This is a genomic window from Xanthobacter nonsaccharivorans, from assembly GCF_043194755.2.
Lineage (GTDB): Bacteria > Pseudomonadota > Alphaproteobacteria > Rhizobiales > Xanthobacteraceae > Xanthobacter > Xanthobacter autotrophicus_G.
The window spans coordinates 4,667,971-4,680,584 of the sequence record NZ_CM195526.1 but is presented as its reverse complement, the minus strand read 5'-3'; the positions used below and the strand labels follow the sequence as shown (position 1 = coordinate 4,680,584).

Annotated in this window: 13 protein-coding genes; 3 read left to right on the top strand and 10 right to left on the bottom strand. The window is 69.9% G+C overall.

The window, feature by feature from the left end; genetic code table 11:
- Nucleotides 1-34: 34 nt before the first annotated feature.
- The 5 genes from rpoN to V5F59_RS21320 form a co-directional block, all read right to left on the bottom strand.
- The gene (gene rpoN / locus V5F59_RS21340; RefSeq protein WP_393981020.1) at nucleotides 35-1,591 is read right to left on the bottom strand and encodes an RNA polymerase factor sigma-54; all 1,557 of its coding nucleotides are present in this window, start codon (nucleotides 1,589-1,591) and stop codon (nucleotides 35-37) included.
- Nucleotides 1,592-1,622: 31 nt separating this feature from the next.
- The gene (lptB, locus tag V5F59_RS21335; protein WP_393981022.1) at nucleotides 1,623-2,591 is read right to left on the bottom strand and encodes an LPS export ABC transporter ATP-binding protein; all 969 of its coding nucleotides are present in this window, start codon (nucleotides 2,589-2,591) and stop codon (nucleotides 1,623-1,625) included.
- A 186-nt stretch (nucleotides 2,592-2,777) separates the two neighbouring features.
- Entirely contained in the window at nucleotides 2,778-3,452 is a 675-nt protein-coding gene (locus V5F59_RS21330; protein ID WP_393981024.1) for an LptA/OstA family protein, read from the bottom strand.
- 20 nt (nucleotides 3,453-3,472) lie between these two features.
- Complete coding sequence (locus tag V5F59_RS21325; RefSeq protein WP_393981026.1) at nucleotides 3,473-4,366, bottom strand: hypothetical protein; 894 nt, start codon at nucleotides 4,364-4,366, stop codon at nucleotides 3,473-3,475.
- Between the two features lie 165 nt (nucleotides 4,367-4,531).
- Complete coding sequence (locus V5F59_RS21320; RefSeq protein WP_393981027.1) at nucleotides 4,532-5,152, bottom strand: ribonuclease D; 621 nt, start codon at nucleotides 5,150-5,152, stop codon at nucleotides 4,532-4,534.
- Nucleotides 5,153-5,330: 178 nt separating this feature from the next.
- Between V5F59_RS21320 and V5F59_RS21315 the strand changes: the two genes are divergently transcribed.
- On the top strand, nucleotides 5,331-6,008 hold the full coding sequence (locus V5F59_RS21315; RefSeq protein WP_393981029.1) for a CVNH domain-containing protein: 678 nt from the start codon (nucleotides 5,331-5,333) through the stop codon (nucleotides 6,006-6,008).
- Between the two features lie 112 nt (nucleotides 6,009-6,120).
- On the opposite strand, the gene ilvD is transcribed toward V5F59_RS21315, so the two are convergent.
- Nucleotides 6,121-7,974, bottom strand: a complete 1,854-nt coding sequence (gene ilvD, locus V5F59_RS21310; protein WP_393981031.1) for a dihydroxy-acid dehydratase — start codon at nucleotides 7,972-7,974, stop codon at nucleotides 6,121-6,123.
- A gap of 257 nt (nucleotides 7,975-8,231) precedes the next feature.
- On the opposite strand from ilvD, the gene V5F59_RS21305 reads away from it, so the two are divergent.
- Nucleotides 8,232-9,644 (top strand): pyridoxal phosphate-dependent decarboxylase family protein, encoded by a 1,413-nt coding sequence (locus V5F59_RS21305; RefSeq protein WP_393981033.1) that lies wholly within the window; start codon nucleotides 8,232-8,234, stop codon nucleotides 9,642-9,644.
- Here V5F59_RS21305 and V5F59_RS21300 read toward each other — a convergent pair.
- Nucleotides 9,613-10,191, bottom strand: coding sequence for a DUF6456 domain-containing protein (locus tag V5F59_RS21300; protein WP_393981035.1), 579 nt, complete (start codon nucleotides 10,189-10,191; stop codon nucleotides 9,613-9,615). The genes V5F59_RS21305 and V5F59_RS21300 overlap by 32 nt on opposite strands.
- Nucleotides 10,192-10,194: 3 nt before the next feature.
- Complete coding sequence (locus tag V5F59_RS21295) at nucleotides 10,195-10,572, bottom strand: helix-turn-helix domain-containing protein (RefSeq protein WP_393981037.1); 378 nt, start codon at nucleotides 10,570-10,572, stop codon at nucleotides 10,195-10,197.
- A 210-nt stretch (nucleotides 10,573-10,782) separates the two neighbouring features.
- Between V5F59_RS21295 and V5F59_RS21290 the strand changes: the two genes are divergently transcribed.
- A complete protein-coding gene (locus V5F59_RS21290; RefSeq protein ID WP_393981039.1) occupies nucleotides 10,783-11,061 on the top strand; it encodes a hypothetical protein in 279 nt (92 codons plus the stop codon).
- A 73-nt stretch (nucleotides 11,062-11,134) separates the two neighbouring features.
- Here V5F59_RS21290 and cysK read toward each other — a convergent pair whose 3' ends face one another.
- A complete protein-coding gene (gene cysK / locus V5F59_RS21285; protein ID WP_393981041.1) occupies nucleotides 11,135-12,121 on the bottom strand; it encodes a cysteine synthase A in 987 nt (328 codons plus the stop codon).
- A gap of 51 nt (nucleotides 12,122-12,172) precedes the next feature.
- Nucleotides 12,173-12,613, bottom strand: coding sequence for an RrF2 family transcriptional regulator (locus V5F59_RS21280; protein WP_393981043.1), 441 nt, complete (start codon nucleotides 12,611-12,613; stop codon nucleotides 12,173-12,175).
- Between the last annotated feature and the right edge of the window lies 1 nt (nucleotide 12,614).

The window sequence follows — 12,614 nt, the reverse complement described above, 5'->3', positions numbered from 1 at the left end:
CCTTCTTGAAGGGGCCGGAACCGGCGCGCGGCGCTCAGTTCGCGGCGCTGCGCGCCGACATCTTCTCGCGGCGACGCTGGACGGACGAGGGAATGTTCATGCCCTCCCGGTACTTGGCGACGGTGCGGCGGGCAATGTCGATGCCGTCGTCCTTCAGCTTCTGCACCAGCGTGTCGTCGGACAGCACATCGTCCGCGCTTTCCGCCTCGATCAGCGACTTGATGCGGTGGCGCACCGCCTCGGCCGAATGAGCCTCGCCGCCGCCGGATGCGGAGATGGCCGAGGAGAAGAAGAACTTCATCTCCACCACGCCGCGCGGGGTGGAGATATATTTGTTGGACGTCACCCGCGAGACGGTGGATTCGTGCATGCCGATGGCATCCGCCACCGTGCGCAGGTTCAGCGGCCGCAGAAACCGCACGCCATGGAGCAGGAAGGCGTCCTGCTGGCGCACGATCTCGCTCGCCACCTTGAGGATGGTGCGCGCCCGCTGGTCCAGAGAGCGGGTGAGCCAGCTGGCGCTCTGCAGGCAGTCGGCGAGGAAGCTCTTTTCCTCCTGCGAGCGGGCATGCTTGACCACGGTGGCGTGGTAGGTCTGGTTCACCAGCACGCGGGGCAGGGTCTCGGAATTCAGCTCGACGATCCAGGTGCCGTCCGCTCCGGGGCGCACATAGACGTCCGGCACCAGCGGATGCACCACGCCGGAGCCGAAAGCGAGGCCGGGCTTGGGGTCGAGCCGGCGGATCTCGCCGATCATGTCGACGAGGTCCTCGTTGTCGACCCCGCAGATGCGCTTCAGCGCGTTGCGATCATGCCGGGCGAGCAATTCCAGGTTCGCCACCAGCGCCTGCATGGCGGGGTCGAACCGGTCGCGCTCCCGCAGCTGGATGGCGAGGCATTCGGCCAGGTTGCGCGCGCCCACGCCCGAAGGCTCGAAGGTCTGCACCAGCTTCAGCATCGCCTCCACCTCGGCGCGCGGAACGCCGAGCTGCTCCGCCAGCTGGTCAAGATCGCCGGTGAAGTAACCGGCCTCGTCGATGAGGCCGATGACGTTGAAGCCGATGAGCCGTCGCGCCGGATCGCTCACTGCCACCGAAAGCTGCGCCTCCAGATGGTCGGCCAGCGTGGTCTCGGCGGTGAGGAAGGCCTCGGGGTTGTAGTCCTCGCCCCGCTCGCCGCCGCCCCATTCGCCGGTGGAGGGGCTGGAGCCGGTGGAGCCGCCGCCGGGGGAGCCGCGCTCGGCCGGCACGTCGTCCGGGAAGACGTTGCCGAGGTCGGTGTCGAGCCGCGTCTCCATGGCCGCGCGGCTCGGTTCCACGTCGCCTTCCATCCAGTCGCCGGAGGAGGGGGCGTCGCGGTCGGGGGCCGCGGGCTCGGCGCCTTCGGCGGCGCCGTTCATGGCATCGCCCGGCGCGTCCGCCGGGCCGTCCTCGCTCACCCGCTCCAGCAGGGGGTTGCGTTCCAGCTCCGCCTCCACATAGGCGACGAGCTCCATGTTGGAGAGCTGCAGCAGCTTGATGGCCTGCATCAGCTGCGGCGTCATCACCAGCGACTGGCTCTGGCGGAACTCCAGCTTCGGGCTCATCGCCATGGCGCGGCCCTCCGGTCTCTCCGGGCGGCGCTCATAGACGGAATTCCTCGCCCAGATACAGGCGCCGCACCTCCGGGCTGGAGACGATGGCCTCGGGATCCCCCTCCATCAGCACCGAGCCGGAATGGATGATGTAGGCGCGGTCGATGAGGCCCAGCGTCTCGCGCACATTGTGATCGGTGATGAGCACGCCGATGCCGCGCGTCGTCAGATGCCGCACCAGGGCCTGGATGTCGCCCACCGCGATGGGGTCGATGCCGGCGAAGGGCTCGTCCAGCAGCATGAAGGAGGGGCGGCTGGCCAGCGCGCGGGCGATCTCCAGGCGGCGCCGCTCGCCGCCCGAAAGCGCGATGGACGGCGACTTGCGCACGTGGGTGATCTTGAATTCCTCGAGGAGGGCGTCCGTCTCCTCCCGGCGGCGGGCGCGGTTCGGTTCCGTCACCTCCAGCACGCCCATGATGTTGTCTTCCACCGACAGGCCCCGGAAAATGGAGGCTTCCTGCGGAAGATAGCCGACACCGAGCCGCGCCCGGCGGTACATGGGCATGGGCGTGACGTCATGGCCGTCGAGCTCGATGCGGCCCGCATCCGCCTTTACCAGGCCGGTCACCATGTAGAAGCAGGTGGTCTTGCCCGCGCCGTTGGGGCCGAGCAGGCCCACCGCCTCGCCGCGGCGGACGTTCAGGCTCACGTCGCGCACCACCTGGCGGCCGCCGTAGGACTTGGCGAGGCCGAAGGCGGCAAGGGAACTGGTGCTATCGAAGGGTTCGATGCCGGAATCGTCGCCGAAGGGGCCCTCGTCCGGCAGGTCGTCGCCATAGGCGTCGTCCCAGGCTGGATCACGGTAGCGGGCATCGTCGTGGCGGGCGGCGTCGTAGGGGACACCGTTCTGCCGATCCCAATCCTCGGTGACGGGCGAGGGCTCCTGCCCGCTGCGGCCCCTGCCGCCCGACTTTGCGCCGCCCGATTTCGACTTGCCGAACATGGACAGGACGTTCAACGCAACCTCCGGACCCCGGCCCCCAGAGTGAAGGGTTTAGAACGTCCGTGCCGGGGATGCAATGCGTCCATGCAAATAGCGGGCCGGAATCCGGCCCGCGTTGCAGGGTCTCATCGGTCGAGGTGGGCCCATCCCGCCCGGCCGGGTGCGGGGAAGATCTCCCCCGGCGGCTGTGGTGTCGAGGCCTCAGCGCTTGGGCGCCTGGCCGTTCTGGCCCTGGCCCGCCTGGCCCTGCTCGCCCTTGCCCTGCTCGCCCTTGCCGTCCTGCTTGAGGGTGCCGGGGATGATGAGGCTCTCCACGCGCCCGCCTTCGAACTTGGACACGCCGCTCACCAGGTCCACCACCAGCTTCTGGCCGCGGATCACATTGGGGCCCTGGGTGAGCACCACCGGCTTGCCCACGAGCGTGACCGTGTTGGACTTCATCTCGAAGGTGCCGCTGTCGCCCGAGGCGGTCTGCTCCTTGGTCTTCACCAGCACGCCGCCGGTGGCTTCCAGCTTGCGGATCTGGCCCTTCTGCACCGGCTGGTCGCCGCCCTGCACGCCGGCCACCGAGCCGTCGTAGAACACCATCAGGTCCTTGGATCGCATGGTGGTATCGCCCTGCGTGACCACCACGTTGCCGGAGAACACGGCCACCTTGTCCTTGTCCCGCACCTCCAGAGAATCCGCATTGATGCGCACGGGCTGGTCGCGGTTGCGGGCGAAGCCCTGAAGCGCGTTCGGCACGTTGGTGGAGGTCTGCGCCATGGCGCCCGGCCCCATCAGGCACAGGCCGGCGAGCGCGGTGCCGAGGAAAACGGCGAGGCGCGAAGGTGCAGGGCGAAGGAGGGGCGCCCTCGGGGCGGCCTTGTCGGTCATGCCGGTCATCTCGAAACGCATCAGGGGGCCGGCACCGGGCGGCGCGGCGGCAGCGGAGCACTGGGGATCGGGGCGGCGGCCGCAGGGGGCGCCGCCGGTGGGGTCGCTGCGGGCGCCGCCTTGGCCTGGCCCGCAGCGGGATGGGCCGGGCCCGCCTCCGCGACCGGCTTGGCCGGCCCGCCATCGGTCTGCCCGGGCAGGTGCGAGGGGCGGAAGTCCAGCTGCACATTGCCTTCGAACATCGCCCTTTTGCCGCGATCGGTCACGGTGAGGCGGTCGGCGATGAGCTTGCCGTCCAGATAGGTGAACTCCACCGCATGGGGGGTGGAGATGGTGCCGGCCTTCACGTCCACATCGGCGTCCTGCAGGCGGCCGGCATAGCCGCCGGCCATGGAGAGGTTCACGCCCTCGCCCAGGGTGATGAACTGCTTCTTGGTGTCGAAGGTGCCGATCTTGGCGAGCACGCTGGCCCAGCCCTTGTCGGCGAGCTCAAGCCGCGCTTCCACGTCGGTCAGGTCGATCACGTCCGGATGGGTCAGGTCCTGGGTCGCCGTCTTGGCGGTGACATGGTAGCCGCGGTTGTCGTCGGTGAAGCCCGAGAGCTTGGGCAGTTCCATGGTGAGGCGCGAGCCGCTGAGGGTCAGGTGGCCGATGTCGAACGGCAGGTCGATGCTCAGGCTGAGCCGCGACAGCAGCGACACGCCACCGATGATCACCGCCGCCAGCACGATGGAAACGGGCAGAAGCCGCTTGATCCACCGCACGCGCGTGCTGTGGCGGCGGGCGATGTGAAAGTCCGGCGTGGCGCGCGGCGAGAAGGCCGCAGCATCGCGACGGCCCGCCGCTCGCGGGTCCGTTTCCTGCTGAAGATCGCCCTCAGGCTCGAAATCGTGTGGCGGCACGTGTCGGTTCATGGCCCTGTTCCGGCGGCGGGCCAGCCCCGCTTGCGCCTGTCCGCGGCCTTCGTCCCCTCATGGCCGACGCGTCGCCCCACGCGCAGGGTCAAATTGTCCGAAATACCGGCTCCACGCAAGGGTCGGGGGCAGGGCCTTGGCACAACTCGCTTTTCTCGCCCGGCCTCAGCTATGGGCAAAGATATCCTCCTCCGCCCAGCCCGACAGGTCGAGGGCGGCGCGGGCCGGCAGGAAGGCGAAGCAGGCGGCGGCGATGCCGGTTCGATTCTCACGGGCCAGCATTTCCTCCAGCTTCACCTTGACCGCATGGAGATGGAGCACGTCCGACGCGGCATAGGCGAGCTGGGCGTCGCTGAGGTCCGCGGCGCCCCAGTCCGAGCTCTGCTGCTGCTTGGAGATGTCCACGTTCAGCAGCTCCCGCAGCAGGTCCTTCAGGCCATGCCGGTCGGTGTAGGTGCGCACCAGGCGCGAGGCGATCTTGGTGCACCACACCGGCTGGGGCATCACCTTGAAGGTGTGCTGGAGCACGGCGATGTCGAAGCGGCCGAAATGGAACAGCTTGGTCACCTTGGGATCGGCGAGCAGGCGGGTGAGGTTGGGCGCGCTCCTGGCGTCGGCGCCCTGGGGGATCTGCACGAGGTCCGCGGAGCCGTCGCCGTTGGAGAGCTGGACGAGGCAGAGCCGGTCGCGGAAGGGGTTGAGCCCCATGGTCTCGGTGTCGATCGCCACAACCGGCGCGGCGACGAAATCGGCAGGCAGGTCGCCGCGGTGCAGGCGAATGGTCATCGGTCTGTCTTTATGCTTTGGAACGTTTCGGCTTTTAGCGGAGCGGTGCCGGCCTGTCGATGCCCCGCCGCAGGAATGGGCGGCGGGGGCGCGGACGGGCGCACGGCAGTGTGCGAGGCCGCGTGCGTCTCCTGCTGACGCGTGGTAAGAGGCGCGCAGGTATTCAAGGGGGGCATTCATGAAGCGTAGGTTTGTCGCCGCGGGCCTTGCCGGCCTGCTTCTCGCGCTTGGCTGGCTGGCCGGCCTCGGCGCTGCCGAGGCGCAGCCGCTGCCGCCCGGCAGCTACCTGCGCAGCTGCCGCGACGCCCAGGTGCGCGGTGGCGGGAATCTCGTCGCCTTCTGCGCCACGCGCAACGGCCAGTGGGTGGGCGCCCGCCTCAACGACTTTCCGAGCTGCCGGGGCGACATCTCCAACCAGAACGGCCAGCTCTGGTGCGAGCGGCGTCCCGCCCCGCCTCCGCCCGGGCCGCCTCCCGGTCCCCACGGCTTCGGCCCGCCCGGTTCCTACAACCGGAGCTGCACGCGCATCGAGTTCCGCAATGGCGTGCTGAGCGCCTTCTGCCGCACTGTCATGGGCAACTGGCAGCCCAGCGTTCTCAACACGCTCAATTGCGAGCCGCGCGCGGACATCTCCAACCAGAACGGCACGCTCACCTGCCCGCCGCGCCGGCAGATGCCGCCGCCTCCCGGCTCCTACCTGCAGACCTGCCGCAACGTGACGGTGGGCGGTGCCGGCATGCTGCGCGCCCAGTGCCAGCGGGTGAACGGCCTGTGGAACCCGACGGCGCTCAACCTCAACCAGTGCCGGCCGGGGCGCGACATCTCCAACCAGAACGGCAACCTCGTCTGCAGGTGACGGGCGTGTCGTGACGGGCCTGAGGTGACGGCTCCTGCCACGGAGGCCGCAAAAGAAAAGGGGGCGCGCGGGCGCCCCCTTTTTTCGTTGCGGTTGCGGCCCGGCCGCTGCCTCAGCGCTTGAGGCTCCTCACGTCGCGCACCGCGCCGCGGGCGGCGGAGGTGGTGAGCGCCGCATAGGCCTGCAGGGCCTGGGAGACCACGCGCTTGCGGTTCTCCGGCTTCCAGGCGGCATCGCCCTTGGCCTCCATGGCCGCGCGGCGCTCGGCCAGCACCTCGTCCGACACCGCGACCCGGATGATGCGGTTCGGGATGTCGATCTCGATGGTGTCGCCCTCTTCCACGAGGCCGATGGCGCCGCCTTCGGCCGCCTCGGGCGAGACATGGCCGATGGACAGGCCCGAGGAGCCGCCCGAGAAGCGCCCGTCGGTGACCAGGGCGCACGCCTTCCCGAGGCCCTTCGACTTCAGGTAGGAGGTCGGGTACAGCATCTCCTGCATGCCGGGGCCACCGCGCGGACCCTCGTAGCGGATCAGCACCACGTCGCCCGGCTGGATCCGCCCGCTGGAGAGGATGGCCTCCACCGCCGCGTCCTGGCTCTCGAAGATCCGGGCCTTGCCGGTGAACGTCAGGATGGAGGCGTCCACGCCCGCGGTCTTCACGATGCAGCCGTCCAGGGCGATGTTGCCATAGAGCACGGCGAGGCCGCCGTCCTTGGAATAGGCATGGGCCACGTCGCGGATGACGCCGGCCTCGCGGTCGAGGTCCAGATCGTCCCAGCGGCTCGCCTGGCTGAAGGCCACCTGGGTGGGCACCCCGCCCGGGGCCGCGCGGAAGAAGGTGGTGACGCTCTCGCTGTTGGTGCGCTTCACGTCCCAGCGGTCCAGCGCCTCGCCGAGGGTCGCGGCATGCACGGTGGGCAGCTCGGTGTGGATGAGGCCGCCGCGGTCGAGCTCGCCGAGGATGGCCATGATGCCGCCGGCCCGATGCACATCCTCCATGTGGATGTTGGCAACCGCCGGGGCCACCTTGCAAAGCACCGGCACTTGGCGCGACAGGCGGTCGATGTCGGCCATGGTGAAGGGCACCTCGCCCTCATTGGCGGCGGCGAGCAGGTGCAGCACCGTGTTGGTGGAGCCGCCCATGGAGATGTCGAGCGTCATGGCGTTCTCGAACGCCTTGAAGCTGGCGATGGCGCGCGGCAGCACGCTCGCATCGTCCTGCTCATAGTAGCGGCGGGCGAGATCGACGATGAGGTGGCCGGCCTCCACGAACAGGCGTTGGCGGTCGGCATGGGTGGCGAGCACCGAGCCGTTGCCGGGCAGGGCGAGGCCGAGCGCCTCGGTCAGGCAGTTCATGGAATTGGCGGTGAACATGCCGGAGCACGAGCCGCAGGTGGGGCAGGCGGATCGCTCCATCACCTGCACGTCGGCGTCGGAAACCTTGTCGTCGGCCGCCGAGATCATGGCGTCGATCAGGTCCACCTTCCGCTCGCCGGTGGAGAGCAGCACCTTGCCGGCCTCCATGGGCCCGCCCGAGACGAACACCGCCGGGATGTTGAGGCGCATGGCGGCCATCAGCATGCCGGGAGTGATCTTGTCGCAGTTGGAGATGCACACCATGGCGTCGGCGCAGTGCGCGTTCACCATGTACTCCACGCTGTCGGCGATGATCTCGCGGGACGGCAGCGAATAGAGCATGCCGTCGTGGCCCATGGCGATGCCGTCGTCCACCGCGATGGTATTGAATTCCTTGGCGACGCCGCCGGCCTTCTCGATCTCCCGCGCCACCAGCTGGCCGAGGTCCTTCAGGTGCACGTGACCCGGCACGAACTGGGTGAAGGAATTGACGACCGCGATGATGGGCTTGCCGAAATCGCCGTCCTTCATGCCGGTGGCGCGCCACAGGCCGCGGGCGCCGGCCATGTTGCGGCCGTGGGTGGACGTGCGGGAGCGGTACTGGGGCATATCCTCTCTTGCCTCTTATGCGTTGCGCGCCGGCGGAAACGATTTAGGCGCGACGGCTGCCGGTCGTCTTAGAACCATGCGAGCCAAGGCGAAAGGCCTTTGATGCGTCACTCTATCACGCCTGCGCGGGCACCCCCGCGCACGAAGGCGGGAGGCCGCTTCGGCGGGGCGGCCGCGCGGGCGGGGCTCGGTTCCGGGTTTCCCCGCCGGGCTCAAGTCGGCTATGTCCCGCCCAAACACGAGGCAGGGAACGGACCATGGACGGGGAGGATTTCCGGCACTGGGCGCGGGCCGCGGCGGATTTCGCGGTGCGCTACCGGGCGGGGCTGCGCGATCTGCCCGTGCGCGCCAGCACCCGGCCGGGGGAGATCGTCGCCGCCCTTCCCGCCGCGCCGCCGGAAGAGGCCGAGCCCATGGCCGACCTGTTCGCGGATTTCGAGCGCATCGTGGTGCCGGGCATGACCCACTGGCAGCATCCGCGCTTCTTCGCCTACTTTCCGGCCAATGCGAGCCCCGCGAGCGTGATCGCCGAGGCGCTCACCGCCGCCATGGGCGCCCAGTGCCTGCTGTGGCAGACCTCCCCCGCCGCCACCGAGGTGGAGACGGTGGCCATCGACTGGCTGCGCCAGGCGGTGGGCCTGCCGGAGGGATGGCGCGGGGTGATCCAGGATTCCGCCTCGTCCGCCACCCTCACCGCCTTCCTCACCATGCGCGAGCGGGCGCTAGGCTTCACCGGCAACCGGGAGGGCCTCGCCGGGCAGGCGCCGGTGCGGATCTATGCCTCCGCCGAGGTGCATACCTCCATCGACAAGGCGGCCTGGATCAGTGGCATCGGTGAACGCAATCTCGTCCGAATTCCCACCCAGGGGGTGCTGCGCGGGATGGATCCGGCCGCGCTCGAGGCGGCCATCGTCGCGGACAAGGCGGCCGGGCTGTTGCCGGGCGGCGTGGTGGCCTGCGTCGGCGGCACCGGCATCGGCGCCATGGATGACGTGGCGGCGGTGGTGAAGGTCGCCCGCCGGCACGACCTGTTCGTGCATGTGGACGCGGCCTGGGCCGGCAATGCCATGATCTGCCCGGAGTTCCGGTCGCTGTGGGCGGGCGCGGAGGGGGCCGACAGCATCGTGCTGAACCCGCACAAATGGCTGGGCGCCCAGTTCGACTGCTCGGCGCACTTCATCCGCAACGTGGACCAGCACCTCGATACCCTGGCCATCCAGCCGGAATACCTGCGCACCCACGGGCATGACGGCATCGTCAACTATAGCGAGTGGTCGATCCAGACCGGGCGGCGCTTCCGCGCGCTGAAGCTGTGGTTCGTGCTGCGTGCCCACGGCCTTTCGGGCCTGCGGGAGATGATCCGCAACCATGTGCGCTGGGGGCAGGCCCTGGCCCGGCGGATCGCCGCCGAGCCCGGCTTCACGCTTGCTTCCGCGCCGGTGCTCTCGCTCTTCACCTTCCGCCACGATCCCGGCGACGGGCGGGACGGGGATGCCCACATGCTGGCGCTGCTCCAGGCCATAAACGACGCGGGGGAGATCTATCTCACCCCCACGCGGGTGGACGGGCGCCTCGCCATCCGCTTCCAGGCCGGGTCCATGGACGCGACGCAGGCCGACGTGGAGCGCGCCTTCGAGGTCATCCGGGACACGGCGCGGGCGCTGTCCTGAGGTCATCCTCGACCACGGTGCCGTCGGGGGCAGGCGGGGCCTGCCAGCTGCGCATGGGGGCTCGGGGGCGTCCCGTCGTGCTGCGCGAGAGGCCATAATGGGAGGCCAGCCGGTCGAGGGCGAGGCCCAGCACCACCTTGGCGGTGCGGGCCGGCCACTGGCGCTCGCGCTCCACCAGCTCCAGTCCCTTCAGGAAGCAGCACACGTCGAGCAGCACGCCGGACAATTCCGGCCCGACCGCCGCCATGGCGCGCGCCAGCCGCAGCTTGGCGGCGAGCACCATGTCGCTGAAGGCCTCGGGGGTGCCGGCGCCGCGAACCTCGGTCCAGCGGCTGGTGACCCGTGGCGTGAGCTGCGCCCGGGTGAAATCCGCCCGCAGGCGTTCGCCGGCGGTGAGCTGGGTGGCGTCCACCATGCCGCGGCGGGCCAGCCAGGCAAGAGGGCTCTCGGCCGGGTTCAGCAGGGGGGCAGCAGGGGTGTCGACGGGCGGGGGCGTGCGGGATGCCCCGGTGGCGGGCCTGCGGCTTGTGGTGGGGCGGCGCGCCATGGCTCAGTGCTCCATCACCCAGCGCAGGCACTCCTCCATGCGGGCCACCTGACGGTCGAAGTCCCGCTCGTCCCGCAGATCCTCGACCCGCCGGCAGGCATGGGCAACGGTGGTGCGGTCGCGCTGGAAGGCCTGGGCGACCTCGGTCTGCGTCAGGCCGAGGGCGACATGGGCGAGGTACATGGCGAGCTGGCGCGCCGCGGCGACGGGGGCGGCGGAGCGGCGCCGGCCGAGCATCACATCCACGTCCACCCCCGTGGTGGCGGCGACGAGGGCGGTGGCCATGCGGCAGGCCAGATCGTGGGAGGGCGGGCTGGATCTCTGGGGGCGGGGTTCTGCCGGGACGGCGAGGCCTGCGGGGGCGGCTGAAAGGGACGACATGCAAAACCCCTGATTGTAGGTAAAAATTCCTACACGCATATTGCCGTGGTTCAAGGGCGGGTGGATAAGTCGCTCGCGGCAAAATCCCTATAAATCAATACATCAAAGCGTCTCGAAGGGCTTCTGCCCGGCTTCGGTAGGTAGCAAAATAGGAATTTATCCCCCATTGCGCCACGCGCGCCACCATTGCCGCCTTACGGGAGGCAGGCGATGGATGTTTCAGGTCGGGGGTTTTCGCGCGTGCGTGGCTTCGCGTGCGAGGATGGCGAGGCGCAGGTGCTGCGGCTTATGTCCGGCCTCGCGCCGTTCCTCGGTGCTCCGGCGGGCTTGGCGCGGGCGCTGCGCGAGGCCCGGAAGGCGGCGCGCTCCGGTGCGGCGGGCTATGATCCTGCCCGGCATGCGGCCCTGGTGCGGCTGGCGCGACAAGGCGGGTCCGCGCGAGGCGGGGAGGGGGCGCCGCGCTGCGGCTCCTGCGGGAGGGTGGTCTGATTCCCTTTCCCGTCTGCGATCGTACCTTGTAAAAGCCGCCGCCCCGGCGCAGGCCGGAGCGGCGGTTGCGGGCTCAGAGGCCCTCGAACAAGGCGGTGGAGAGATAGCGCTCGGCGAAGGAGGGCACGATCACGACGATGGACTTGCCGGCCATGTCGTCACGCACCGCCACCTCGAGGGCAGCCGCCACGGCCGCGCCGGAGGAGATGCCCCCGGGGATGCCCTCGTAGCGGGCCAGCGCCCGGGCGGTGTCGAAGGCGGTCTGGTTGCCTACCGTCACCACCTCGTCGATGATGGCGCGATCGAGCACCTCCGGCACGAAGCCGGCGCCGATGCCCTGGATCTTGTGGGGGCCGGGAGGGCCACCGGAGAGCACCGGGGAATCCTCGGGCTCCACCGCGATCATGCGCACCGAAGACTTGCGCGGCTTCAGCACCTGGCCGATGCCGGTGATGGTGCCGCCGGTGCCCACGCCGGCCACCACCGCGTCCACCTTGCCGTCGGTGTCGTTCCAGATTTCCTCCGCCGTGGTGCGACGGTGCACCTCGGGATTGGCCTTGTTCTTGAACTGCTGCGGCATCACCGCCTTGGGCAGGTCGGCGATGAGCTGCTCGGCGCGGGCCACGGCGCCCTTCATGCCGAGGTTGGCGGGGGTAAGCACCAGCTCGGCGCCCAGCAGCGCCAGCATCTTGCGGCGCTCCACCGACATGCTCTCGGGCATGACGAGGACCAGCCGGTAGCCGCGCGCCGCCGCCACGAAGGCGAGGGCGATGCCGGTGTTCCCGGAGGTGGGCTCCACCAGCACGGTGTCCTCGTCCAGCACGCCGGCCTGCTCCATGGCGTCGATCATGGCGACGCCGATGCGGTCCTTCACGCTGGCGATGGGGTTGAAGAACTCGAGCTTGGCGAGGATCTCGGCCTTGGCGCCGCGCAGCTGCGGCAGGCGCTTCAGGCGCACGAGGGGGGTATTGCCGATGGTCTCGGTGATGGAATCATAGACCCGGCCGCGCCCCGGGCGGGGCAAGGCGGCAGGCACGATCTTTGCGGCGGGTTCGGCCATGGGCGGTCTCCTCTTCGTTTCGCCGCCCGGCGGGCGGGCGGCGTGCGCCCTTCAGATGGTGAAATCGATACGCTCGTGCTCGGATCCGTGGCCCTTCTCGTCGGCAGAGCGGCACAGATCCTCCAGCGTCACCGCATCGAGCGCGGTGTCGAAGGTGTCCTCGGCGGAGGCCACGGCCGGCTGGACCACCTCGATCACCAGCGGCGGAAGGATGATCTCCTTCTCCTCCTCCGCCCCCTCGACGACCCGGACGATCTCTGCCACCGACACGCGCCGGCGCTCGCGGGCGAGCTCATAGCCGCCACGGGGACCGCGCACGCCTTTCAGCACGCCGGCATGGACCAGGGCCTGGAGCACGGGCTCGAGGCGGCGCGGCGGCAGGCCGTGGCGTGCCGCCAGGGCCTTCGCGGCGACGGGCGTGCCACGAGCGTGGACGGCGACGTCCACCACGGCGGCGATGGCGAGGAGGCTCTTGTCGGATAAACGCGGCATC

What these genes read in the sequence shown, in the direction of transcription:
- V5F59_RS21290 (WP_393981039.1), top strand. Translation starts at nt 10,783, where the DNA reads ATGGATGTTTCAGGTCGGGGGTTTTCGCGCGTGCGTGGCTTCGCGTGC.
- V5F59_RS21330 (WP_393981024.1), bottom strand. Translation starts at nt 3,452, where the DNA reads ATGACCGACAAGGCCGCCCCGAGGGCGCCCCTCCTTCGCCCTGCACCT.
- V5F59_RS21280 (WP_393981043.1), bottom strand. Translation starts at nt 12,613, where the DNA reads ATGCCGCGTTTATCCGACAAGAGCCTCCTCGCCATCGCCGCCGTGGTG.
- V5F59_RS21295 (WP_393981037.1), bottom strand. Translation starts at nt 10,572, where the DNA reads ATGTCGTCCCTTTCAGCCGCCCCCGCAGGCCTCGCCGTCCCGGCAGAA.
- V5F59_RS21320 (WP_393981027.1), bottom strand. Translation starts at nt 5,152, where the DNA reads ATGACCATTCGCCTGCACCGCGGCGACCTGCCTGCCGATTTCGTCGCC.
- V5F59_RS21305 (WP_393981033.1), top strand. Translation starts at nt 8,232, where the DNA reads ATGGACGGGGAGGATTTCCGGCACTGGGCGCGGGCCGCGGCGGATTTC.
- ilvD (WP_393981031.1), bottom strand. Translation starts at nt 7,974, where the DNA reads ATGCCCCAGTACCGCTCCCGCACGTCCACCCACGGCCGCAACATGGCC.
- V5F59_RS21300 (WP_393981035.1), bottom strand. Translation starts at nt 10,191, where the DNA reads ATGGCGCGCCGCCCCACCACAAGCCGCAGGCCCGCCACCGGGGCATCC.
- V5F59_RS21325 (WP_393981026.1), bottom strand. Translation starts at nt 4,366, where the DNA reads ATGAACCGACACGTGCCGCCACACGATTTCGAGCCTGAGGGCGATCTT.
- cysK (WP_393981041.1), bottom strand. Translation starts at nt 12,121, where the DNA reads ATGGCCGAACCCGCCGCAAAGATCGTGCCTGCCGCCTTGCCCCGCCCG.
- V5F59_RS21315 (WP_393981029.1), top strand. Translation starts at nt 5,331, where the DNA reads ATGAAGCGTAGGTTTGTCGCCGCGGGCCTTGCCGGCCTGCTTCTCGCG.
- rpoN (WP_393981020.1), bottom strand. Translation starts at nt 1,591, where the DNA reads ATGGCGATGAGCCCGAAGCTGGAGTTCCGCCAGAGCCAGTCGCTGGTG.